At 73.5% G+C, this 23,684-nt stretch carries 16 protein-coding genes and 1 pseudogene; 9 read left to right on the top strand and 8 right to left on the bottom strand.

The genetic code is table 11. The features are described from left to right. Positions 1-64: 64 nt before the first annotated feature. From ACFV0O_RS03285 to ACFV0O_RS03260, 6 genes are all read right to left on the bottom strand, one after another. Positions 65-490: a hypothetical protein gene (locus ACFV0O_RS03285; RefSeq protein WP_380335653.1), complete on the bottom strand. Its 426-nt coding sequence runs from the start codon at positions 488-490 to the stop codon at positions 65-67. Positions 491-677: 187 nt separating this feature from the next. After that, positions 678-2,024 (bottom strand): MFS transporter, encoded by a 1,347-nt coding sequence (locus ACFV0O_RS03280; RefSeq protein WP_380335652.1) that lies wholly within the window; start codon positions 2,022-2,024, stop codon positions 678-680. Next, complete coding sequence (locus ACFV0O_RS03275) at positions 2,017-3,216, bottom strand: cytochrome P450 (protein ID WP_380335650.1); 1,200 nt, start codon at positions 3,214-3,216, stop codon at positions 2,017-2,019. Before ACFV0O_RS03275 ends, ACFV0O_RS03280 begins: the two co-directional genes overlap by 8 nt. 87 nt (positions 3,217-3,303) lie before the next feature. After that, the gene (locus ACFV0O_RS03270) at positions 3,304-3,978 is read right to left on the bottom strand and encodes a DUF5825 family protein (protein ID WP_380335649.1); all 675 of its coding nucleotides are present in this window, start codon (positions 3,976-3,978) and stop codon (positions 3,304-3,306) included. Then, a complete protein-coding gene (locus tag ACFV0O_RS03265) occupies positions 3,959-5,950 on the bottom strand; it encodes a RiPP maturation radical SAM C-methyltransferase (RefSeq protein ID WP_380335647.1) in 1,992 nt (663 codons plus the stop codon). The genes ACFV0O_RS03270 and ACFV0O_RS03265 overlap by 20 nt, the downstream gene beginning before the upstream one ends. A gap of 121 nt (positions 5,951-6,071) precedes the next feature. Beyond that, positions 6,072-8,099 carry an alpha/beta hydrolase family protein gene (locus ACFV0O_RS03260; RefSeq protein ID WP_380335644.1) on the bottom strand — a complete coding sequence of 676 codons (2,028 nt, stop codon included), beginning with the start codon at positions 8,097-8,099 and terminating at the stop codon, positions 6,072-6,074. A 306-nt stretch (positions 8,100-8,405) separates the two neighbouring features. On the opposite strand from ACFV0O_RS03260, the gene ACFV0O_RS03255 reads away from it, so the two are divergent. After that, complete coding sequence (locus ACFV0O_RS03255) at positions 8,406-9,473, top strand: polyprenyl synthetase family protein (RefSeq protein WP_380336023.1); 1,068 nt, start codon at positions 8,406-8,408, stop codon at positions 9,471-9,473. 397 nt (positions 9,474-9,870) lie between these two features. After that, positions 9,871-11,217 carry a DUF2254 domain-containing protein gene (locus ACFV0O_RS03250; RefSeq protein ID WP_380335642.1) on the top strand — a complete coding sequence of 449 codons (1,347 nt, stop codon included), beginning with the start codon at positions 9,871-9,873 and terminating at the stop codon, positions 11,215-11,217. Positions 11,218-11,269: 52 nt separating this feature from the next. On the opposite strand, the gene ACFV0O_RS03245 is transcribed toward ACFV0O_RS03250, so the two are convergent. Then, the gene (locus ACFV0O_RS03245; RefSeq protein WP_380335639.1) at positions 11,270-11,695 is read right to left on the bottom strand and encodes a hypothetical protein; all 426 of its coding nucleotides are present in this window, start codon (positions 11,693-11,695) and stop codon (positions 11,270-11,272) included. A 693-nt stretch (positions 11,696-12,388) separates the two neighbouring features. Between ACFV0O_RS03245 and ACFV0O_RS03240 the strand changes: the two genes are divergently transcribed. Next, a complete protein-coding gene (locus tag ACFV0O_RS03240) occupies positions 12,389-13,069 on the top strand; it encodes a GPP34 family phosphoprotein (RefSeq protein WP_380335636.1) in 681 nt (226 codons plus the stop codon). Between the two features lie 1,013 nt (positions 13,070-14,082). On the opposite strand, the gene ACFV0O_RS03235 is transcribed toward ACFV0O_RS03240, so the two are convergent. Then, a complete protein-coding gene (locus tag ACFV0O_RS03235; RefSeq protein WP_380335633.1) occupies positions 14,083-16,059 on the bottom strand; it encodes a lamin tail domain-containing protein in 1,977 nt (658 codons plus the stop codon). A gap of 315 nt (positions 16,060-16,374) precedes the next feature. Here ACFV0O_RS03235 and ACFV0O_RS03230 point away from each other — a divergent pair, with 315 nt between their 5' ends. From ACFV0O_RS03230 to ACFV0O_RS03205, 6 genes and pseudogenes are all read left to right on the top strand, one after another. Then, entirely contained in the window at positions 16,375-17,919 is a 1,545-nt protein-coding gene (locus tag ACFV0O_RS03230; protein ID WP_380335631.1) for an FMN-binding glutamate synthase family protein, read from the top strand. 259 nt (positions 17,920-18,178) lie between these two features. Beyond that, positions 18,179-18,784 (top strand): annotated as a pseudogene (locus ACFV0O_RS03225) (carbohydrate binding domain-containing protein); the annotation flags it as partial. A 42-nt stretch (positions 18,785-18,826) separates the two neighbouring features. Further along, complete coding sequence (locus ACFV0O_RS03220; RefSeq protein WP_380336020.1) at positions 18,827-19,930, top strand: chitinase; 1,104 nt, start codon at positions 18,827-18,829, stop codon at positions 19,928-19,930. 287 nt (positions 19,931-20,217) lie between these two features. Next, positions 20,218-21,708, top strand: coding sequence for an APC family permease (locus ACFV0O_RS03215; protein WP_380335629.1), 1,491 nt, complete (start codon positions 20,218-20,220; stop codon positions 21,706-21,708). Continuing rightward, a complete protein-coding gene (locus ACFV0O_RS03210) occupies positions 21,705-22,142 on the top strand; it encodes a hypothetical protein (RefSeq protein WP_380335626.1) in 438 nt (145 codons plus the stop codon). Before ACFV0O_RS03215 ends, ACFV0O_RS03210 begins: the two co-directional genes overlap by 4 nt. Continuing rightward, positions 22,135-23,514 carry a dipeptidase gene (locus ACFV0O_RS03205; protein ID WP_380335623.1) on the top strand — a complete coding sequence of 460 codons (1,380 nt, stop codon included), beginning with the start codon at positions 22,135-22,137 and terminating at the stop codon, positions 23,512-23,514. The genes ACFV0O_RS03210 and ACFV0O_RS03205 overlap by 8 nt, the downstream gene beginning before the upstream one ends. Positions 23,515-23,684 lie beyond the last annotated feature (170 nt).

Raw genomic sequence — 23,684 nt, 5'->3', positions numbered from 1 at the left:
CCGCGGCGCGGGGGCGGGGCGCGGCGCGGGGGCCGGCGCCCCCGCGGCGGAGGGGGCTGCGCCCTCAGGCCAGCTGTTTGGTCGGACCCACGCACAGGGCCCAGATGACGAAGGCGTCGATCACGATCAGGACGATCGCCCAGAACGGGTAGTGGGGCAGCCAGGCGAAGTTGGCGATCATGCTGAGCCCGGCGACGACGACGCCGACGGCCCTCGCCCACACCGCGCCGCCGAAGAGCGCCGTCCCGGCCAGGACGAGGACCACACCGAGGGCCAGGTGGATCCAGCCCCAGCCCGTGGTGCTCCACGAGAACGTGTAGTTCCGGGTGGCCACCACCAGGTCGTTGTTCACGATGGCGGCGATCCCCTCCAGGACCATCAGGATGCCGCCGATGAGCATCATGATCGCGGCGAAGGTGGTCCACCCGCCCGCGAAGGCCCGCTCCACCGTGAGGGGCCTGCGGCCTGCCCCTGTGGCACCGTCCGCCATGGTGTGGACTCCTTCCCGGGGCCAACCGTGTCACCCGTGGGGCGACCTGCTCGGAGACTCCGCTTCCAGGCTGCCACGCACCCACCGCATCCCGCGAGGGCAGGGGCCGGAGGACGGACGGGGCGCGGCCGCAGCGCCGTACCGCAGTGCCGTGCCGCAGCGCATTGCCGTGGCGCGGGCGGCGGCCTCAGAGTTCGCGGATCTCCTGTCTGGTCAGCGCGTACCCGAACGCGGCCAGCAGGCAGAGCCCGGTCGTCGCGAACACCCCCCGGCTGCCGAAGGCGTCCACCGCGGCGCCGGCCGCGACCACGGACAGCGGGAAGACTCCCAGCGCGCAGAAGGTGATGGCTCCCATGACCCGGGCCAGGAGCGCGGGCGGGGTGCTCTTCTGCACGCCGGTGACGACGAGGACGTTGGTCACCGTGCCGGCGCCGCCGGCCAGGCAGAGCAGCAGTGCGGCGCCGATGAGGCCGACGAACGGGACCAGGCCGATTGCCGCGCCCATCACCAGGCCGGAGAGCATCGCCGCGCGGCCCCGGGATCGCAGTTCGGTGAGGCCGGCGGCGAACAGGCCGCCGAGCAGGGCGCCGCCGGTGAAGGCGGCCAGGAGCAGGCCCAGTCCGACGGCGCCGGCGGCGAAGCCCTGGGTGGCCAGGGCCGGCAGGGCGACCCGGGTGGCGCCGCCCACCGTCAGGTTGGCGATCACCGTCACGGTCAGGACCGCACGCAGCAGCGGTGATTCCCGGAGCAGGCCGCGGAAGTTCTTCGGCACGGCGGAGCGTTCGGAGACCGGGCCGGGCGGTGCGACGGGGCTGCCGCGGCCGATGAGCAGCAGCGTGCCGGTCGACACGGCGAAGGTCGCCGCGTCGACGGCCAGGGCGGCGGCCGGGTTCAGCCACGCCACGAGCGGGCCGGCCACCGCCGGGCCGAGCAGACCCGCGCCGAAGGTGACCGTGCTGTTCAGCGCGTTGCCCGCGTGCAGGTCCTCGGTGGGCAGCAGCGACGGGGTGACGGCCCAGGCGGCCGGCAGGAAGACCCCTGCGCCGAGGCCGACCAGCAGGGCGAGCCCGCCGATCAGCCGGAAGTCCGCCACCCCGGCCGCGGCGACCGCGCACAGTCCGGCGGTGGCGAGCAGCCGGCCGAGATCGGCGGTCAGCATGATCCGCCGGGCGCCGTACCGGTCGGCGAGCATCCCGCCGAGCGGGGTGGCGGCCAGCCGGCCCGCGCCGTAGGCGGCGACCACCAGGCTCAACTGGCGGGCGCCTCCGGCGAGGGAGTAGACCAGCAGCGGCAGGGCGACCACCTGGAACGCGTTGCCGAACTCCGAGGTCCCCTGCCCGATCACCAGGAGCCGGAAGCCGCGCGAGCGCAGTGGTGCGACGCCGATCCGGGGGCGGAACCGCACCAGCGCTGCCGCCCGGCCCGCTCGTGCGCCGGCCGTTCCCGTGCTGCCCGTCGCGGTGCCGTCCGTCGCTGCGTCGTCCGTCGCTGTGCCGTCCGTCCCGGTGCCGCCTGTCCCCGTGCTGCTAGCCATCGAGCGAGACCGGCAGCGATTCCAGGCCGCGCAGCATGATCGTGTTGCGCCACGGCAGGGTCTCCTCCGCGGCGGCCAGTTCGATCCGCGCGAAGCGCTCCAGCAGGCCGGTGAGCGCGACCTCGCTCTCCAGCTTGCCGAGGAAGGAGCCGAGGCAGCGGTGCAGGCCCTGCCCGAAGGCGAGGTGGCCCGGATCGCCCCGGTCCAGGATCAGCCGGTCGGGTTCGGTGAAGCGGGCCGGGTCCCGGTTGGCGGCGCCGAGCGAGAGCAGCACCAGCTCGTCCGCCGGGATCTCCACGTCGTCGACCATCACGTCGGCGTTGGTGAACCGCAGGGTGGCCATGCTCACCGGGGACTCGTAGCGCAGGAACTCGTCGATCGCGACCGGCATCGCCGCCGGGTTGGCGCGCAGCCAGGCGAGCTGGTCGGGGTGGTGGAGCAGCGCCAGGGTGGCGGTGCCGAGCAGGTTGACGGTGGTCTCGTGACCGCCGATCAGCAGCAGGAAGACCATCGAGAACACCTCCTGCTCGGTGAGTTCGCCGGCGTCCCGGGCCTGTACCAGGTCGGTCAGGATGTCGGCTTTCGGTGACGTCTGCCGGGCTGTCATCAACTCCCGCAGGTAGTCGTTCAGTTCGGCGGTGGCCTGGGTGAAGGTCAGCTCGCCGCCCTGGGTGAGGATCGCGGTCGACCAGGTGCGGAAGGCCTGCATGTCCTCCGGGGGGAAGCCCAGCAGCTCACAGATGATCATGATCGGCAGCGGGAAGGCGAAGTCCGTCACCAGGTCGGCGCTCTCCCGCTCGCGCAGCCCGTCCAGCAGGCCGCCGGCGATGCGCTCGACCAGCGGACGCATCAGGTCGACCCGCCTGCGGGTGAAGACGCCCTGGATCAGCCGGCGCAGCCGGGTGTGGTCCGGCGGGTCGCTGTTGAGCATGTGGACCACCTCCGAACCGAGCGTGAGGCCGGCGCCCCGCCCGCTCGCGATGGCCTGGCTGCGCCGGACGTCCTGCCCGAAGCGCGGGTCCGTCAGCGCGGCCCGGACGTCCTGGTGACGCGTCACGAGGTAGACCGGCAGGCCCTCGCCGAACTCCACGACGGACACCGCGCCGGCCTCCCGGATCCGGGCGAGCGTGGGGTAGGGATCGCGGATGAAGGCGGACATCCGTGCGGCGGCGTCGTCGACCGCGGTGCTCATGGCTCTCTCCTCGGGCTCGAAACTCTCGCGGTTGCGCAGGTACGCGGCCACGCAGTCACACGGGTACGCCGTGATGCGGCCGCACGGCTACACCGTCAGCGACGGGAAGGGCCAGCGGCGCACCCGCATGGGCAGGAACCAGGTGCGGCCGGCCTGTTCGGCGACCAGACCGGCCTCGGTGAAGTCCCGGCGGACGGCGTCCGGCAGCAAGCCGGGCTCGACGCCCTCGGCCAGCGCGTCCAGCTGTGCCAGGTGTCCCGGCTCGTCGATGGTGAACAGCTCCAGCGTCCCGAAGCGGCGGTCGCGCACCTCGACGAAGCCGGGGCCGCGCCGGAAGACGCACTTGCACGGGAAGTACGTGGCGCGCCAGTCGGTGAGGACGTCCTGCGGGGCGCCGGTCAACTGATCCGGCGGGTACAGGTGGTGGAATCGGCGCTGCGCCGCGCAGCCGTCCGTGCAGACCGCCTGCCAGAGCACGGCGAGCCCCTGCCCGGTCGCCTCGCGCAGCAGCATCAGCGCCCGCGCGGAGGCCGCTGTCGCGTCCGCGCAGAGCCGTACCGGCTCGGTCAGCCGCAGGCAGCGGACCCCGGCGCGGTGCAGGTCGGTGACCTCCGCCCGCGCCGGGCCGGCCAGGGTGCGGCGGCCGAGCGCGAAGCCCGGCACCTCCCGCGCGGCGGGGTCGTGGTCGAGCCACAGCTCGACCTCCGGGCCGGCCGCGTGCCAGGCGGCGGTGTCGGTCCGGTCAGCCGATCGTGACGGCATCGGGCACCTCCTCCGTGTCCGGGCGGGCGGCCTCGGGCACCTCGTCGGTTCGGGGACGGGCGGCGGCGGGCGGCTCGTCGGTGCGCGGACGGGCGGCGGCGGGGCCGTGCCGGTGCTGCATCCGCATCAGCACCTGGTTGTCGGACTCGACGGCGACCTGAAGGAAGCTGTCCCCGTCGTGGAACAGCAGGCCCAGCGCGGTGAAGCGCTCCAGCACCGGCTCGACCGCCGCCGCGCCGCCGGGGACCTTGGCGGCCAGTGCGGCGGGCGAGCGCGGCTGGGCCAGCAGCCGGAAGACGGCGAGTTCCACCGGATCGGTCAGCTCGACCACCCGCCAGTCGTACCCGGGCCGGGTGTTGACGAGCACGACCCGTCCGTCCGCGTCCCGGTAGCTGAGCCGGGCGTCCGGGAACCGCGCGAGCCAGGTGTCGACCGCGGCGCTCAGCCGCTCCGCGAGGCCGCCGCCGATGCCGCGCGGCGGTGCGGTGAACACGTAGGCCAGCTCGGCCAGTTCGCTCTCCGGGAGGCGGTAGGTCGCGCGGTACTGGAAGGCCGGCCGGGTGATCGCGAAGCCCAGCTCGGGGCGGTCGAAGTACGGGCTGAACCGCTCGATCGCGATCCGTCCCGCTCCGGTCGGCGGGTCCAGGTGGTGCAGCACGGGCAGTTGGCGGATCACCGACTCGTAGTCGGCCGGCTGTTCGCCCGGGAAGCCGTAGAGGTAGTTCCAGGTCACCGACACCCCGGCGCTCTGCGCGTCCCGCAGCGCGCGGACGTTCTGGCAGCCCGTCACCCCCTTGTCCATGATCCGCAGGACCCGGGTGCTCAGGCTCTCGATGCCGGGCTGCACCTGGGCCGCGCCCGAGTCGCCGAGGAGCTGGAACTGGTGGCGGCGCAGGTTGGCCTTGATCTCGAAGTGCAGCCGCAGATCGACCGGGAGTTCGGCGAGCGACTTGAGGACGGTGTCGAAGTAGCCCATGTCCAGGATGTTGTCGACCACGTAGACGTCCAGCAGCCGGTGGCGTTCGGCGAGTGCGAGCACCTCGGCGAGGAAGTCGGCGGGCGGCTTCGAACGGAACTCCATCGAGGAGCCGTTGAGCCCGCAGAACGTGCAGTGGTGCTTCTCGCCCCACCAGCAGCCCCGGGATCCTTCGACGACGAGCTTGGGATCGACCCAACCGGCCGCGACGGAGGCGTCGAGCCGTTCGAAGAAGCCGTCGTAGCGGGGCGGCAGGATCGCCGCGGGCGGCAGCGGGCGTCTCGTCATCTCGTTGGCCTTCGACGTCCCGGAGGCGTCGCGCCAGCACAGCCCGGGGACGGCGGAGAGGTCGCCGCCCTCCAGGAGCGCCGGGAAGGCGGCCTCGCCCTCGCCGCGCACCACGTAGTCCAGGAAGGGGAAGTTGCGGTGCAGCGCGGCGCCCTGCGGGCCGTCGCAGTTCGCGCCGCCGAACACCGTGCGCACCTGCGGGCAGCGTTGCTTGAGCAGTTTCGCGGCGGCGAGGCTCGCGGTGTTCTGCTGGAAGGTGGTGGTGAAGCCGACCAGGTCCGGCGGGTCGGCGGCGAGTTCCTCGACCAGCCGGGCGATGAACGCGGGGGCGACCGCGCGGGTGGCCCGGGTCAGCGCGATCTCCTGTTCGCTCGCGCCGTTGGTGGCCAGGTACTCGACGTAGCTCGCGAAGCCGGTGTCGGTGGCGGTGCCGGTGCCTGCGCTGTTGGTGTCGGCGTCGTCGTCGCCGTACAGGGCGCCGGCGAAGGCCCAGTCGCCCGCGCCCTGGAAGTAGGACTTCTCGGAGAAGTACTGGTAGTCGTCCACGCCGAAGCCCGCGTGCTCGGCCGCCCAGTCCACGAAGTCCAGGTTGGCGTACCGGACTTCGACCACGTGCCCGGCGCGCGCGGCGGCAGTGTGCAGGATCCCGAGCGCCAGCGACGGCACGTCGATCGCGCCCCAGGGCATGTGCAGCAGGACGATACGCATGGTGGCCACTTCTGTCGGGTCGCGGTCGGTCGGGTCGCGGTCGGTCGGTCGTCGCTCCGCGGGCGGTCGGCGGGGTGCCGCTCCGGGGTGCTGATCGGGTCGTTCTGAATGCTGCGTCGCTTCATGGCTGTTCACCTCCTTCCATCGGCTCGGCGGGTGCCTCGGGGCGATCGCCCCGAGGTGACCGGGGGAGCGGTGCGGGCCAGGCGTGTTCGGCGAACCGGACCATCGCGGCCAGCACCGATCGGTGGTCGGCGGTCCGGCGGCTGTAGTGGCCGCCGTCCACCCAGAGCAGTTCGTGCGGCACCGCGCGCCGGCGCAGGTCCTCGGCGTACCGGGCGACCTGGTCGGGCGGGCACCGCTCGTCGGTCCGCGACGCGACCAGCAGGACGGGCGAGCGGACCCGGTGCACGTACGAGCGCGGGTCGGCCGCCCGGTAGCGCTCGGGCACCTCGTCCGGGGTCCCGCCGAAGAGTTGCCGGTCGAGCTCGCGCAGTGCGGGGGTGGTGGCGCGGTAGGCGGCCGGGTAGTCCGCGATCGGCTGGGCGGCCATGCCGAGCGACCACAGCTCCGGCTGCGCGCCCATCGCCAGCAGGGTCAGGTAGCCGCCCCACGAGAATCCGCTCAGGCCGGTGCGCTCCGCGAGCGCCGTCCCGTCGGCGACCAGTTCCGCGCGGACGGCGGCCAGGTCCTCGATCTGCGCCAGCCCGACCCGGTGGCCGTACTCGTGCTGCCAGCGGGCGCCGTAGCCGGTGGAGCCGCGGTAGTTGGTGCGCACCACCGCGTAGCCGCGGCCGACCAGGGCGTTCACCCGCGGGTCGTAGGAGTCCCGGTCGTGGGTGGCGGGGCCACCGTGGACCAGGAAGACGGTCGGCCACGGGCCCCGGCCGGCCGGGGTGCTGACGAAGCTGTGGATCCGCCCGTACGGCCGCAGGGTCCAGCGCCGGCTGCGGGAGGTGTCGTCCTGGTCCGGGTCGAGGTGGTGCGCGTTCTCCTCGCCGGGGCGCAGGACCAGCGGCCGGGGCGGCGTCGACTCCCGGCTCCAGACGCAGTGCAGGGTGCCGTCCGGGGCGCAGGACAGGTCGTGGATCGTGCCGCCGGGGGTGCGGATCTCCCGGACGGGCGGAGCCTGTGCTGCCGGTCTCCGGTCCACGGGTCTTTGCGGTGCGCCCGGCTGCGGTGCTTCCTGCTGTGGTGCTTCCTGCTGCGGCGCCGCCCGGCCCGGCCGCGGGCCGAGGTCGGCGACGAGCAGTCGGCTGCGCCCGGCCTGCTCGTGCTGGATCAGAACCCCGTGCGGCCCCCGGTACCAGCCGGCCGATATCTGCGAGTCGAACGACAGCCCCGGGCACCTGCGCAGCCCCGGGCCCGCCCGCCAGGTCGCGACGGTGTACCGCTCGTCCTCCTCGACCACCAGCAGCAGTTCCGGTTCGAGGAGCGCGAGCGGGTTGAACTCGATCGGCCAGAGCCGCAGGCGGCGGTCCCCGGCGAGTCGCAGCGGACGGTCGGCCGGGCTGTCCGTCCGGCCGCCCGCCCGGGGGGCCGCCTGAGCATCCGTCGGCCACAGGACCACGGCGTCGTCCCCGTCGGGCCGTCCGCCGAGGGCGAGCAGCCGACCGTCCGGCGACAGGTCGGCCAGGCCCAGGTACCCCGGCACCGAGCCGATCAGCCGGGCCTCGCCTGCGGGCGGTCCGACGTAGCAGTGCGAGGCGCCGTCGACACCGACGGCCACCGCCGCGAGCGCGCCCGTCCGGTCGAAGGCGAGGCCGTACGCCCGCCCGGGCGGCACGCCGTGCAGCGCCTCGCCGTCCGCCGTACCCGAGCCGTCTGCCGTACCCGGGCCGTTCGCCGTCCCCGACCTGTTCGGCGTACCCGAGCCGTCAGCTCCGCCCGAGTCGTCCGCCGCGTCGGCGAACGGCTCGCGCCGCCACCGCCCTTCCCCCGCACTGTCGGCGTCGAACCACCAGATGGCGTCGCCGTCCGGCTCGATCTCGCTCAGGTGGACGCCCTCCGGCCGGTCGGTGACCACCCGGCGCCGATCCGTGCTCAGGTCCCAGGCGACGGCCTGCCAGCGCTCGTCGACGAGCCGTGTCTCGACCGCGCGGTCGGCCGCCAGGGCGGCGAAGCCGGGGGACTGGAACGCCTGCGTCACGGACCCGGCCCTTCCGGCTCGATGGTGGGAACAGGCTGCGCTGAACGTTCCGAGGCCGGTGATCCGGTGTGAAGATCCGGTGAACCGACGTGAAGAAAAGGTCACTTGTGGAGGATCGCGGCCACTCTAGGGGGGGTGCCGTGACGGCGAACAGACCTTTCGCACGGTTGGCCGAAAGATGGCCGACCCCGACGGACCGACCCGACGGATCGACCGCGACGGACCGACCCGACGGATCGACCGCGACCCCGGCGGCGCGGGTGCGCCCCTGAGGATGCGAGGGTGGGCCCCGTGAACGAAACGATCATGGCAGCCGCCCGCGAACGGGCCGCCGGACACCGGCGCCGCTTCGACCTGCGCTTCGAGGCCTACTTCGCCGCCCTGCCGGAGCGCCTCGACACGCCGCCGCTCAGCCGCTTCACCCCACGCTGCCTGGAACTGCTGCGGGACCTCTCGCTGCGCGGCGGAAAGCGGCTGCGGGTCGCCCTGCTGTACGAGGCCGCCCGGCTGGTCACCACCGACCCGGTGCCCGGCCTGGCGGAGGCCGCGCTGAGCATCGAACTGCTCCAGACGCACGGGCTCGTCCACGACGACATCATCGACGACGCGCCCGTACGCCGCGGAGGGCCCTCCACCTACTACGCCTACCGTCGGGAGTTCCCCGAGGCGGACCGCACCGCGCTCGGCCTGGCCGTCCTGGCCGGGGACCTCGCCGCCTTCCTCTCGATGCGGGTCCTGCTGGACGCGGACGTCCCCGCGGAACTGCGCCAGGCGATGCTGGAGGTGCAGCTGAACGCCGGCGCCGAGACGGTCGCCGGCCAGATCGTCGACCTCGAACGCGACTTCCGGCCGATCCCGGACGAGGAGTTCCTGCACACCGTCTGCGAGTACAAGTCCACCCGGTACTCCGTGCTCGCCCCGCTCCGGCTGGGGCTGCTGGCCGCCGGCGAGGACGTGGCCCGGCACGACGCACGGCTGCGTCGGTACGCGACCCTGGTCGGCATCGGCGGTCAGCTGCGTGACGACTACCTCGACCTGTTCGGCGACGAGGACGCCACCGGCAAGTCCACCGGCGCCGACCTGCGCGCGGGACGCCGCAGCTACGCCGTCAGCGCCCTGCTCGCCGGCGCGGACGAGGGGCAGCGGGCCGTGGTGGAGTCCGCGCTCGGCGACCCGCACTGCCCGGACGAAACGGTCGAGCAGGTCCGCGAGCTGGCCCGGCTGCTGGGCGTGGACGGGAAGCTCCGCTCCGAGATGCGCCGCTGCGCCGATGCGGCCCGGGCCGAGGCCGAGGGCTGGCGCCCGCACTGGCGCCAGGACGCGGTGGCGTTCTTCGAGGGCCTGCCGCTGTCGAACGTGATCGCGGGCGGGTGACCGGGCGGCAGGGTGAATGGGCCGCAGGGTGACCGGGTGGCAGGGCGGCGCGGGTCCGGCGGGCCGGACGACACCCGGGAGCGTCCGAGGGCACCGGAGGACACCGGTGAACACCGGAGAGCGGGGGCACCGATCGCGACACCACCTCCATGACCTGGAACCGGCTTCACCTGGCCCGCATACTCAAGGACGCCGACGGCATTCCGGCCCACGGGAGCCGGCGCCCGGAGCGGCACGTCGGCGGCCGCTCCGACGTCGAGAGCCCCGCGGCACACCGCCGGCCCCGATCCCGGCTGCTCACAGGAGGTTCCTCGGTGTCACCCCGTCCGCGGTCCACCGGGTCCACCGGGTCCACCGGGTCCGACGGTCGACGTCGGCCGGCAGAAGGCAGGTCGACGTGATCCGCGGGGTCCACCTGGAGGCGCAGTGGCGCCGCGAGGCGCTACGGACGAACCTGTGGGTCGTGCCGATCCTGGAGGTCGTGCTCGCCGCGCTGCTGTTCGCCGTCACCTGGTCCCTGGACCGGGCCGCCTACCGGGGGGACCTCACCCTGCCGTCCTGGGTGATCAGCGGCACCGCCGACGCCGCTCGGCAGACGCTCGCCGCCATCGCGGCGGCCCTGATCACCGTCGTGGGCGTGGTGTTCTCGATCATGATCGTGACGCTGACCCTGGCCTCCACCCAGTTCGGCCCGCGCATGCTGCGGACCTTCATCCGGGACCGCACCACCCAGCTGACCCTGGGCACCTTCGTCGGCACGTTCGTGTACACGATGCTGTCGCTGGTCGTCATCGGGCCCGCCTCGCACGGCGACCTCGTGCCCCATCTGTCCATCACCGTCTGCATGGTGCTGGTGATGGCCGACCTGGCCGTGCTGATCTACTTCATCCACCACATCGCCACGTCCATCCAGCTGCCCAGGGTCATCGCCAGCATCGCGGCGGAGCTCTCGGCGGCGATCCAGGCGGACGCGGGCGAACCGGCACGGGCCGGCGGGGCCGTCGCCGGGCTGTCCGCGGCCGAACTGCACGCCCGGCTCGACACCGCGGGCGCGGCCGTCCCGGCGCCGGCCAGTGGCTACCTGCAGTTCGTCCGGCACCGCACGCTCGTCCGGATGGCGACGGAGCTCGACGCCGTCATCCGGCTGGACCACCGGCCCGGGCACTTCCTGGTGCGGGGGCATCAGCTCGCCACGGTCTGGCCCGCCGAGGCGGCGCCCGAGGTGGCCCGGAGCTTCGCCCGCGCCCACATCACCGGCTCGACCCGGACGCTCGCCCAGGACGTCGCCTTCGCCGTCGACCAGTTGGTGGAGATCGCCATCCGGGCGCTCTCCACTGCCGTCAACGACACCTTCACCGCCCTGACCTGCATCGACTGGCTCGGCGAGGGATTGTGCCGGGTCGCCGCCCACTGGCACCCGAATCCGGTCCACCGGGACGGGACCGGACACATCCGGGTGATGACCGCCCCCGTGAGCTACGAACGGCTGGTCGAGCGCGCCTTCGAGAAGATCCGTCAGGCCGCCCACGGCATGCCGGCTGTCCTGATCCGCCAGCTCGACGCCCTCGCGGAGATCATGTCCGAGACGACGACGGAGCAGCAGAGCCGGGTGCTCCTCGACCAGGCCGAGATGATCGAACGCCTCAGCCACGCGTCGGTGACCGAACAGGCCGACCGCGCCGACGTCCACCGCCGCTACCTGAACCTCCTCGCCGTGCACGCAGGCCTCGCCGGGCGGGACTGACGGCGCCGGGCGGGACTGGCGGCGCCGGGGGCGGACCGGACGGCCGCCCCGCTCAGGTGCACCAGAACAGCAGGCGGGTACAGCTCGGCGTGGCGGTCGGGGAGGTCGGGTGCGGGCTGACGGACGGCTGCGGCGCGGGACCGGTGTTCGGTCCGGTCGTGCTCGGGGCGGGGTTCGTGGGCGGGTCCGCCGGCGGCCGGGAGACGGCCGACGAGGACGGGCCCGAGGCGGACGCCGAGGCCGAGGCCGTGCCGCCGGACGGCTTGGACCGGGTGGCGGTGGCCGACGCCTGCGGCCGGGCCGTGGCCGCGCTCGTGACGGCGATCGGGACCGGTGAGGCCGGGGCGCCGGGGGTCGACGCGGCTTCCTGCGAGGGGGATGCGGGGCCCGTGGCGGCCGGGGCCACCGCGCCGTCCGAATGGCCGCCGGCCAGCAGGACGGTGGCCAGCCCGCAGACCACCACGCCGGCCGCCGACACGGCCAGGGCCGTGCCCTTGGGCCGGCTGCTCCGACGGCGGGCCGAGCGGCCCGCGGACCGTCCCGCCGAGCGGCGCGGTGGGGAAGCGGACGCGGTGGACGGGGTCTCGTCCGGTCGTCCGGGTCGGGGGCCCGCCGGCTCCCCGACCGCCGCCCCGAGCGCTGACTCCCCGAGCGCCGGCTCCCCACCGGAGGGACCGGCGGTCCGGCCGCAGCCGGGGCAGGAGAGCGCGCCGTTGAGATGGCGTTGGCAGGGCGTGCAGTAAGTCATGGGATCTTTTCCGTAGGTGCGGCCTGACCGGGATCCCGGCGGTGACTGCCACGCCGCCCGCAGTCCGGGCCGGATCGGATGCGAGCGTACGCAGACCGGACGGGGTTGCGACACCCGGCCGGAGCGAGGCTTCTGCGCGGGTCGGGTGTCGTTCGTGTGAGGGCGTGTGAGGGTGCGTGGAGGCGCGTGATGCCTGGTGAGGACGCTGCCGGGCGCTCGACGGCGGTCGGGGACGCATGCGGGAAACCGGCGGCGCGGGGTGGATGATGACGTCGGGGGCCGGTCCGGCCCCGCCTGCCCGGGAGCGGAGGCGACCGGGGAACCGGGCCGCACGGGCGGGCGTTGCTGGCTGAGGACACCCGGGTGCGGCGGCCGGCAGGCGCGCCGCGGGGTGTCCGATCCGAACAGGGAAAGGAATGGCACATGCACGTCACCCTCGCCGAGGAGCTGATGCTGCTCTCGCTGGACGACGAGTCCGGTGTGGCGAAGGACAGTTCGAGCGCCGGATGGGCGGTGGCGGGAGGCTTCCTCGCCGACCTCGCGCTGGCCGGCCGCATCGCGCTCGACGAAGGCCGGCTCAGCGTCACCGACCCCACCCCGACCGGCGAACCGCTGCTCGACGAGCGCCTGGCGCGGCTCGCCGAGTGGATCGGGCGCAAGGGTCCCGGCAAGGCGAAGGCGGCGGACTGGCTGACCAAGGACCACCCGACGGCGGTCCGGGCCACCGTGCAACGGCTGTGCGAGCGCGGCCTGGTCGTCGAGGAGCGCCACAAGGTCCTCGGTCTCTTCCCGGTCCGGCGCTACCCGGAGGCGGACGGCTCCGTCGAGCGTGAACTGCGCGGGCGGCTGACCGCCGTGATCCGGCATCACGAGGCGCCCGATGTCCGCACCGCGACCCTGATAGCCCTTCTGCACGCCGCCCGGCTGCACGGCCTGGCCTTCTCCGACCTCCCCCGGGCACGGGTGGAGCTGCGCTTCGCGGAGATCGCTGCGGGCGACTGGGCGGGCGACTCCGTCGGCCAGGCGATCCGCAACATGCGCATCGCCATCGCGGCCATCACGGCCGTCACCGTCGCCACGGCCGCCACGGCGGCCGTCAGCTGACGGGCGGACGGCCGGACGCGGTGTCCTGCGGCTCCTTCCCCGGGAGCCGCGGGACGCGGGTGGATGCGCTCGCCGCGTGGGCGTGAGACGGGATCAGCCGGCCCCGTGGGGCGGGATCCTGTCGTGACGGCGGGCGGGACCGGTTCGTGACGGCGGGCGGGACCGGTTCGTGACGGCGAGCCGGCGGCGCGACGGGCTCCGGCGCGGGCCGCCTACCGGGTGGGCGGGAGGCTCGGGCGGTGCTGGAGGTCGACCGGGTTCTCGCCGTTCGCCGGGGGAGGGGTGGCCGTCCGGCCGACCGGGGGCGTCGGCGAGGCCGGCGATGCCGGCGGCGTCGGCGTTGTGGGCGGCCGGGGCCCGGCGGGCGGAGTGCCGGCCGGCACGGTGCCGGTCGGGGGCGGTGCGGGAACGGGCACTGCCGTGGCGGCTCCGGTGGTGGGCGCGAGGCCGGGTGCCGGGCCGGGTGCGTCGGCCGGTTCCGTGGCCGTGCCGGGGGAGGCGGGGGCCGCGGGCGGCGCGGGTGGCGGCCCCGGTCGGCCGGACGTGCAGGCTCCGGTGGCGAGGTCCAGGACCAGGACCAGGGGCAGAGCGGCGGCCGGGACAGCCGTGGGTCGTCTCATGGTGGTCGCCTCCGTTGTCGCGGTGTCGCGGTGTCGCTGTGTCGCGGTGTCGCTGTGTCGCTGTGTCGCGGTGCCCGCCCTTGGACGGCGGTGGCGGAGGAATGGTTCCGGAGGCCGCGCCCGTGGTGGGCGGACCGCGCCCGCAGACGCCGGTCGGGCGCCGGTGACTTCGGGGTGACCGGCGGTGCTCCGGCCCCGGAGCCGCTGGTCGATCGGCGTGCTCGGGGCGGCGTGCTCGGAGCGGCGCGCGTGCAGCACCGCACGACGGAGCTCCCGGCCGTCGACCGGGAGCTCCGTCACTGCGCGTTCCGCGGGTGCCTCGTCCGGTCCCGCTCCGCCTCGGCGCGGAGGCGGAGGCGGAGCGGGGTGGGCCGGTTCCGGCGGGCGGGGGGATCAGCAGGGGAAGGTGCCGCTGTAGAGCGAGTGCCCGGAGGAGGAGCTGCCGGAGCCGAAGCCGTAGATGCCGTCGTCGCTCCAGACCGCCTCGCGGAAGCCGTTGACGCAGGTCGAGGTCGGCGCGAGCGCGAAGCCCTCCAGGTTGTCGATCGGCATGACGGCCGGGTTCGTGTAGGTCACGTCCGGAACGATCGCGCCGGTGGCGTCGATCTTCATCAGGGTGTGCGTCTCGCCGCAGGTGTTGTCGCAGGTCGCGATGATGCGCTGGGTCCCGGCGTCGAAGGTCACGTCCATCACGGAGGCCTTGCCGGTCGCGATGGTGCCGAACGTGGTGAACGTGCCGTCGGAGTTGAGGCCGTAGACGTGCAGCGTGCCGTCCCACTCCAGGCCGGCGGCGTACAGGCCGGATCCGTGCAGCGGGTAGTTCGCCGGGTCGTAGGCGGCGTGGGTCAGCGGGTCGACCCAGCCGTTGGCGGTCAGCCAGCTGTCCGGCACGTAGCCGACGCCCTCGAAGCCCAGGTTGGCGTCGTCCTTGCTGCCGGTGTCGAGCTGGGGGAACTGCGAGGTCATGTCCCACTGGTGGACGGGCGTGAGCGTCGATCCGGTCGCGGCCGGGTCGAACTCCATGATCGTGTCCTTGGGGACCGTGTTGTCGGAGTTGTCGCGCTCGGAGGTCACGTAGACGTGGCCGTTGCCGCCGACCGTCAGGCCCTCGGAGTCTGGCTGGCCGGTGCCCCCGGCGAAGCGGATCTGCTTGCCGGTCGCGCTCCAGGACGGGTCCGGGATCCACTTGCCGTTGCTCTTGACCAGCTTGTACAGCCAGTTCTTGTTCTTGGCCGCCCAGAGCACCGACGGGTTCGCCGGGTCGAACGCGAGGCCGCTCAGGTCACGGCCCTCGGGACCGGTGGACGTGGTGAACGCGCAGACGTTGTCGGCGATGGTGACGTCCAGCCCGCCCGGCCAGGCCAGGGTGCCCGCCGGGGTGGAACCCGTGCCGGAGGGCGCCTCCGGGGTGCAGCCGCTGGTGAGGGCGCCGCCGCCGCCGAGCAGCCGTCCGGTCTGGCCGCCGCCCCCGCCACCGCCGCCGCCCGTGCAGGAGTTCGCGCTGCCGAGCGTCGCGGTGGTGGAGGTCCGGAACCAGCCGGTGCCGTTGGCACAGCGCTCGGTGGACGGCTTGGCGCCGCCGGTCGCCCAGGTCACCGAGTCGACGGTGGTGCCGTTGGCGTCGAGGAGGAAGAGCGAGTCGTTGTCCCCCAGGCCCAGCGAGGAGTTGAAGGTGACGTAGCCGCCCGCGGGGATGCTGGTCGCGCTCGGCGAGGAGGAGGAGATCGGGACCGGGGAGTGGCTGGTGTCGTTGTCGACGTACTTCCACGAGCCGATGCCGACCGCATTCGTGCCGCCGTTGTACAGCTCCACGGTGTCCGCGCCGTCCGAGGTGACCTCGTTGATCCGCACCCGGCTCGTCGCCGGGGTCGACGACGGGCAGCCCGGGGCGTTCGCGGCGCCGAACGTGGTCGTGGCGGTCGTGGTCACCCACGCGCCGGTGCCGTCGCCGCCGCAGCGCGCCATCGCGGGCTTCGCCCCGCCGGTGGCCCAGTCGACGCGGTCGACCACGGTGCCGTCGGCGGTGTAGATCACCAGTTTGTCCGAGTCGCCCAGTCCCTTGGGCGAGTTGAAGGTGACGAAGCCGCCGGCCGGGATGCTGCCGGCGGACGGGCTGAAGGACTGCGGCGAGAAGCCGTCGTCCGACATCTTCCAGCCGCTGATGCTCACCGCGGTCGAGCCGGTGTTGTACAGCTCCACCGTGTCGCTGTTCGCCGAGGTGACCTCGTTGATCCGGACGTTCTGGTAGCCGGCCGGGTCGGCGGCGGCCGCGGGTTGCGCGCCGAGCAGTCCGGTGACGACCAGACCCGAGAACGTCAAAGCCGCGGCGCAGACGGAGGCGACGCCGGTACGAGAGTGTGAGGTAGGCACGAGGCCGAACTCTGCTGACACAAGCTTGAAACGGCGTGTACTCCGGCTGAATGCCGTCTGCTGGACACCGGAACGCCAGGCACGTGCCGGTACCACGCGTTGCACCGGTCCCACCCGTCGCACCGGGTGCCGGCCGGACCGCGGACCGGACCCCTGGCCGCGGGCCCGTCCGGGAGGCCTCCTACCATTCGAGTCGCATTCATTCGACGGACGCCGCCGCCCGTGCGGCCGGCTGCCCGCCGTCCGACGCCCGACAGGACACGACGACGCTCCCCGCGTGCCGCGGGGGGAGTCGTGCATCGAGGAGGAACGCCCATGCAAGCCCGGAAGATCGGCGCGGCCGCCGCAACAGCGGTGGCGCTCCTGGCTGCCCGCGACCTCGTGCAGAAGAAGCACGCGCTGCTGCGGAACTTCCCGGTGATCGGGCACGCCCGGTACCTGCTGGAGACGATCGGTCCGGAGCTGCGGCAGTACATCGTGACCTCCAACGAGGAGGAGCGCCCGTTCAGCCGGGACCAGCGCACCTGGATCTACGCGTCGGCGAAGGAGGAGAACAACTACTTCGGCTTCGGCACCGAGGTGGACGTCGAGCACGTCCAGGGGCACGCCTACCTGAAGCAGCGCACGTTCGCCGACGCCCTGCCCGACCTCCACGACCCGCAGGCCCCGCTGCCCTCGGCCAAGGTGCTCGGCGGCCCGCGCGGGCGCGCCGGGGCCTTCCGGCCGGCGAGCGTGGTGAACGTCTCGGCGATGAGCTTCGGCTCGCTCTCCGGCGCGGCCATCTCGGCGCTCAACGAGGGGGCGGCGCTGGCGGGCACGATGCACAACACGGGTGAGGGCGGTCTCTCGCCCTACCACCGCAAGGGCGGTGACCTCGTCCTGCAGCTCGGTACGGCGTACTTCGGCTGCCGCAACGAGGACGGCAGCTTCAACCTCGACAAGCTCAAGGACGTGGTCGCCGGGGCCCCGGTCAGGGCGATCGAGATCAAGCTCTCCCAGGGCGCCAAGCCGGGGCTGGGCGGCATGCTGCCGGGCGCGAAGGTGACCCCGGAGATCGCCGGGATCCGCGGCATCCCGGTCGGCCAGGACTGCGCCTCCCCGTCGCGGCACACCGCGTTCTCCGACGTCGACTCGATGCTCGACTTCGTCGAACTGCTCGCCACCGAGACCGGTCTGCCGGTCGGGGTGAAGAGCGCGGTGGGGGAGACGGGCTTCTGGCAGGAGCTGGCGACGCTGATGGCGCGGGGTGACCGCGGGGTCGACTTCGTGACGGTCGACGGCGGCGAGGGCGGTACCGGGGCGGCGCCGCGGATGTTCGCCGACTCGGTGTCGCTGCCGTTCCGGATGGGCTTCTCCCGGGTCTACGGCACCTTCGCCGAGCTGGGACTGACGGACGACCTGACCTTCATCGGCTCCGGCAAGCTCGGCCTGCCGGAGAACGCCGCGGTCGCCTTCGCGCTGGGGGTCGACATGATCAACGTGGCCCGGGAGGCGATGCTGTCGATCGGCTGCATCCAGGCGCAGAAGTGCCACACCGACAAGTGCCCCACCGGCATAGCGACGCAGAACCCGTGGCTGGCCCGCGGCCTCGACCCGACCTCGAAGGCCGCCCGTGCCGCCTCCTACCTGCGCACCCTGCGCAGGGAGCTGATGAAGGTCTCGTCGGCCGTCGGCGTCGCCCACCCCGCGCTCATCACCGCCGACGACATCGAGATCATGAACGGTGACTACGAGGCCCGTTCCCTGGCGGGCGTCTACGGCTACAAGGAGGGCTGGGGCGAGCTCGGCCCGCGGCTCGCCGCGGAGATCACGGCGCTCGTCGCGGCCGCGCCGGCCCCGGCGGGGAAGCCGGCCGTCTGACGCGCGACCAGCGGTGGGACCGGGGCGGGCCGTCGGTGACGGCCCGCCCCGGTGGTTCGGTCGGCCGGACCGGCGGGGCGGCGGTGTGGGCGGACTTGCCGCCGTCTCGCCAATTGGTCCAGACCTATTGACGGGCCTGGTGGCCCCTCCTACGATCCGGACCGGCACAGCCCCACATGTCCCCACCTCACCCAGAGCCGGGCGTCACGCCCCCACGCGTCGGTCATGTCCATGACGCTCGGCGGGAAGGGAGCACCGCATGTTCCGTCGAAGGCCGCGCACCCCACGCCCGTCGGACGGGTTCCGCCCCGGCCCGGACCAGGGCCGCCCCGAAGCCGGCCGGGCCGCAGGAGAGCCGCTCCGGACCACCCGCCCGCAACGGACGACCGTGGAACGCGCGCGGGCCGGCGGCGCCGAGCACCGGCCGACCGTCCTCATCCGCTCCCTCGCCGCGGTGAGTGCCGCCGCCGTCATCGGAGCCGGCATCGCCGTGGCCGGCACCGTCACGGCCGGGGCCGCCACCACCGAGCTGGTGACCAACCCCGGATTCGAGAACGGACTCTCCGGCTGGAGCTGTTCCGGAGGCTCCGGCGTCGCCGTCGGCAGTCCGGTCCACTCCGGCACCTCGGCGCTCCAGGCCACGCCCACCGGCCAGGACGACGCCCAGTGCACCCAGACCGTCAGCGTGCAGCCCGACTCCCAGTACACGTTGAGCGCCTACGTCCAGGGCAGCTACGTCTACCTGGGTGCCACCGGCACCGGCCTCAGCGGCGCCCAGTCCACCTGGACACCGAGCAGCCCGTCGTACGGCCGGCTCAGCGTCGGATTCTCCACCGGGCCGAGCACCACCTCGGTGACCGTCTACCTGCACGGCTGGTACGGGCAGCCCGCCTACTACGCGGACGACGTGTCGCTCAGCGGCCCCGGCGGCAGCAGCCCCACGCCGACCGCCACCACGCCCACCACCGCCCCGCCCACCACCGCCCCGCCGACGACCACACCGCCCACCAGCACGCCGCCCACCACCACGCCCCCGACCACCACGCCGCCCGGCGACACCTGCCCCACGAAGCCCAAGCCGTCGGGCAAGGTCCTCCAGGGGTACTGGGAGAACTGGGACGGCGCCGCGAACGGCGTCCACCCCGGCATGGGCTGGGTCCCCGTCACGGACAGCCGGATCGCCGCGCACGGCTACAACGTCATCAACGCCGCCTTCCCGGTGATCCTCTCGGACGGCACCGTCCAGTGGCAGGACGGCATGGACGCCAACGTCAAGGTCTCGACCCCCGCCGAGATGTGCCAGGCCAAGGCGGCCGGGGCGACGATCCTGATGTCGATCGGCGGCGCCGCCGCGGGCATCGACCTGAGCTCCAGCGCCGTCGCCGACCGGTTCGTGGCGACCGTCGTCCCGATCCTCAAGAAGTACAACTTCGACGGGATCGACATCGACATCGAGACCGGCCTGTCCGGGAGCGGCAGCATCACCACGCTGTCCCCCTCCCAGGCCAACCTGATCCGGATCATCGACGGGGTGCTGGCCCGGATGCCCGCCGGCTTCGGTCTGACGATGGCACCCGAGACCGCGTACGTCACCGGCGGAAGCGTCACCTACGGGTCGATCTGGGGCGCCTACCTGCCGATCGTCAAGAAGTACGCCGACAACGGGCAGCTGTGGTGGCTGAACATGCAGTACTACAACGGGAGCATGTACGGCTGCTCCGGTGACTCCTACCAGGCCGGTACCGTCCAGGGCTTCACCCAGCAGACCACCTGCCTGAACAACGGCCTGACCATCCAGGGCACCACCGTCAAGGTGCCCTACGACAAGCAGGTGCCCGGCCTGCCGGCCCAGCCCGGTGCGGGCGGCGGTTACCTGGACCCGGGCCTGGTCGGCCAGTCCTGGAACGCCTTCGGCGGCGCGCTGAAGGGTCTCATGACCTGGTCGGTGAACTGGGACGGCTCGAAGGGCTGGACGTTCGGCGACAACGTCAAGTCCCTCCAGCGCCGTTGACCGCCCGCTGACGCTCCGCGTCCGGGCCCACCGCTCCGACCGCGGGGGGCGCTCACTCTCCCGCAGCGCCGCCACCCCCGCCCCCCCCGCCCGCCCCCCCCCCGCGCCCCGCCTCGCGACGCCCCCCCCCCCCCCCCGCGCCGGGCCCGGGCCCGGGCGCAAGCCGGAAGGGCCGTACGGGCCCGCGCTCCCACCCAACAGCGCAAGCGGGCGTGCGACGCCCGGGACGGGCCGCCACGATCGGACTCGACGCACGGGCGTCGACGAACCAGTCGAGGAGGCACCTGTTGAGCACCGTGGACACGCCGGGTGGTGATGCGGGCCGGGCGGGGGGTGCGGGCGCGAGGGCGGTCGATGCCGCGCGGGCCGCGGCCGGGGCGAACAAGATCACCTGGCTCACGCTGGCCCTGATGACGACCAGTTCGGTCGCGAGCCTGCGCGCCGCGCCGACCATGGCGGTGTACGGCCTCGCCTGCGTCTTCCTCTACCTGCTGCCCGCCGTCGTGTTCCTGCTGCCGACGGCGCTGGTGTCGGCGGAGCTGGCCTCCGGCTGGACGGGCGGGGTCTACAACTGGGTGGCGCAGGGGCTGTCGAAGCCGCTGGGCTTCCTGGCCGTGTGGTGCCAGTTCGCCATGACGATCTTCTACTACCCCAGTCTGCTCGCCTTCGTGGCCAGCACGATCTCCTACGTGATCAACCCCGCCCTCGCCAGCAACGGGGTCTACACCGCGATCGTCATCGTGGTCCTGTACTGGACCGGCGTCTGGGTGTCCTCCCGCGGCACCAACGCCGTCGCCGGCCTGGCCTCCTGGGGCCTGATCATCGGAACGCTGATCCCCGGCACCCTGCTGGTCCTGCTCGGGTTCGTCTTCCTCGGACAGGGCAACCCCTCGGCCGCGCCGATGGACGCCTCCCACATCTTCCCCCAGTGGACCGGCATCGCCAGCCTGGTGCTGATCGTCAACAACTTCCTCAGCTACTCCGGCATGGAGATGAACGCCGTCCACGTCAACAAACTGCGCGACCCCGCCAAGGAGTTCCCGAAGGCGATGTTCCTGGCCATGGGCATGGTCCTGCTGATCTTCATCCTGCCGGCCCTCGCCATCAGCTGGGTCATCCCGGCCGACCAGCTCAGCCTCACCGCCGGCGTCATGCAGGCCTTCGACGCCTTCTTCCAGTACTTCCACATCGGCTGGCTCGTCCCGATCGTCGCGATCGCCCTGTGTTCCGCCTCCCTCGGCGGCATGCTCACCTGGCTCGCCGGACCGTCCAAGGGCCTGCTCCTGATCTCCCGCCAGGAGGGCTACCTGCCGCCGTTCCTGCAGAAGCTCAACCCCCACGGCATCCAGCAGAACATCCTCGTCACCCAGGGCCTCCTCACCACGGTCATCGCCCTGCTCTACGCGCTGATCCCCGACGTCTCCAGCGTCTACTGGATCTTCTCGGTGATCACCACCCAGGTCTACCTGATCATGTACCTCCTGATGTTCCTCGCCGCCATCCAGCTGCGCCGCAAGCAGCCCGACCACCCGCGCGGCTACCGCGCACCGCTGCTCACCACGATCTGCGTGGTCGGCTTCGTCGCCTCGGCGCTGGCCATGGTGATCGGATTCGTCCCGTCCTCGCAGTTCGGCGGCAGTAGCGTCTGGGCCTACATCGGCATCGTCGGCGGCGGCCTCCTGCTCCTCGGAGTCGTGATCCCGTTCTCCTTCCTGAAAGCGCGCAAGCCGAGCTGGCGCCAGCCCGACGCCGACACCACGGAGGAGGCAGTGGCATGAGCCCGACCCGGATGGCATCCCAGCACCGGTGGATCTACATCGGCGCGATCGTGCTGCTGGTAGGCATGATGATCGCCGGCCTGCTCACCTACACCCAGCAGAAGGCCACCAACGAGGCCTACCGGAAGGCGAACCAGCTGAACGACGCCCTGGTCGCCAAGGGCTTCGCCGCCCGCAATCCGCACAACATCGCCCTGACCCTGGGCACCGACGGCGGAGCGGTCTGCGACCGCCCCAACTCGGACCTGCGGCAGGGACTGTGGCTCACCCAGCTCGCCAACGGGGCCGGCGGTCCCGGCATGCGCCCGGTCATCGTCGACCGCCGGATCCTCGAAGCCGGCGCCGAGGTGATCAAGGTCTACTGCCCGGACAAGCTGGCCGACTACCAGGAACAGATCGACGACCTCAAGACCGCGGACGTCATCAATGACTGAGCCGACCGCCGCCCCGGGCGCGGCCGACGACCTCGCCGCCCGGATCGCCGCGCTGATGCCGCGGGCCAAGGCCGACCTCGCCGAACTGGTGGCGGTGCCGTCCGTCGCCGACGCCCGGCAGTACCCGCCCGAGCACTGCCGACGGGCCGCCGAGTGGGTCGCCGCGGCGTTCGCCGACGCCGGGCTGGACGACGTGCGCCTGGCCGAGACGCCGGACGGCAGCCACGCCGTCCTCGGTCACCGCCCGCCGCCGCCCGGCGCGCCGACCGTCCTGCTGTACGCCCACTACGACGTCCAGCCACCACTGGACGAAGCCGCCTGGCACTCCCCGCCGTTCGAACTCGCCGAACGCGACGGCCGCTGGTACGGACGCGGCGCCGCCGACTGCAAGGGCAACATCGTCATGCACCTCACCGCGCTGCGCGCGCTCGGCGACGACCTCCCGGTGGGGCTCAAGCTGGTGGTCGAGGGCTCCGAGGAACAGGGCACCGGCGGACTGGAGGCCTACGTCCCCGGACACGCCGACGAGCTGCGCGCCGACGCGCTGCTGATCTGCGACACCGGCAACGCCGCCGTCGGCGTCCCGACCGCCACCACCTCGCTGCGCGGCCTCGCCAACGTCGTGGTCACCGTCTCCACCCTGGCCGGCGACGTGCACTCGGGGATGTTCGGCGGCCCGGCCCCGGACGCCCTGGCCGCGCTGATCCGGATCCTGGACTCGCTGCGCGACCCGGACGGCGGCACCCGCGTCCAGGGCCTGGAGGCCGACGGCGGCTGGCCGGGCGTCGGCTACGACGAGCAGCAGTTCCGCGCCGACGCCGGGGTGCTGGACGGCGTGCGGCTGACCGGCTCCGGCACGGTCGCCGACCGGCTGTGGGCCCGCCCCGCCGTCACCGTGCTCGGCATCGACTGCCCACCCGTGGTCGGCTCGGCCGCCGCCGTCCCCGCCCGCGCCAGGGCCCGGGTCAGCCTGCGGGTACCGCCCGGCACCGACGCCGCTGCGGCCGCCGACGCCCTGACGGCCCACCTCAGGGCCGCGGCCCCCTGGGGCGCCCGGGTCGAGGTCGAACGCGAGGGCACCGGCTCACCGTTCCGCGCCGCCACCGACGGACCCGCGTACGTCGCACTCGACCGCGCCATGCGCGAGGCCTACGGCACACCGATCGCCTACCTCGGCCAGGGCGGTTCCATCCCGCTCTGCAACGTCCTCGCCTCCACCTTCCCCGACGCCGAGCTGATCCTGATGGGCGTGGAGGAGCCGCGCTGCCTCATCCACGCGCCCAACGAGAGCGTCGATCCCACCGAGATCGAGCGGATGGCCCTGGTCGAGGCGCTGTTCCTGCGCCACTACCCCGGCGTCGCCAAGGGCTGATCCCGCCCCACCCGGTTCCTGGCCCCCGCCCACCCGGTTCCTGGCCCCCGCCCACCCGGCCCCGGGGGGTCGCGGGGCCCACCGGGGCCCGGCGCGGCTCCGGGCCGACGGGTGCCCGGACCGACGGATGCCCGGGGCCGACGGATGCCGGGGGTCGACGGGTTCCGGGG

The sequence above is a fragment of the Kitasatospora sp. NPDC059577 genome (assembly GCF_042735475.1).
GTDB lineage: Bacteria > Actinomycetota > Actinomycetes > Streptomycetales > Streptomycetaceae > Kitasatospora.
The sequence above is the reverse complement of the archived record's forward strand: the minus strand, read 5'-3'. Positions and strand labels throughout refer to the sequence as shown.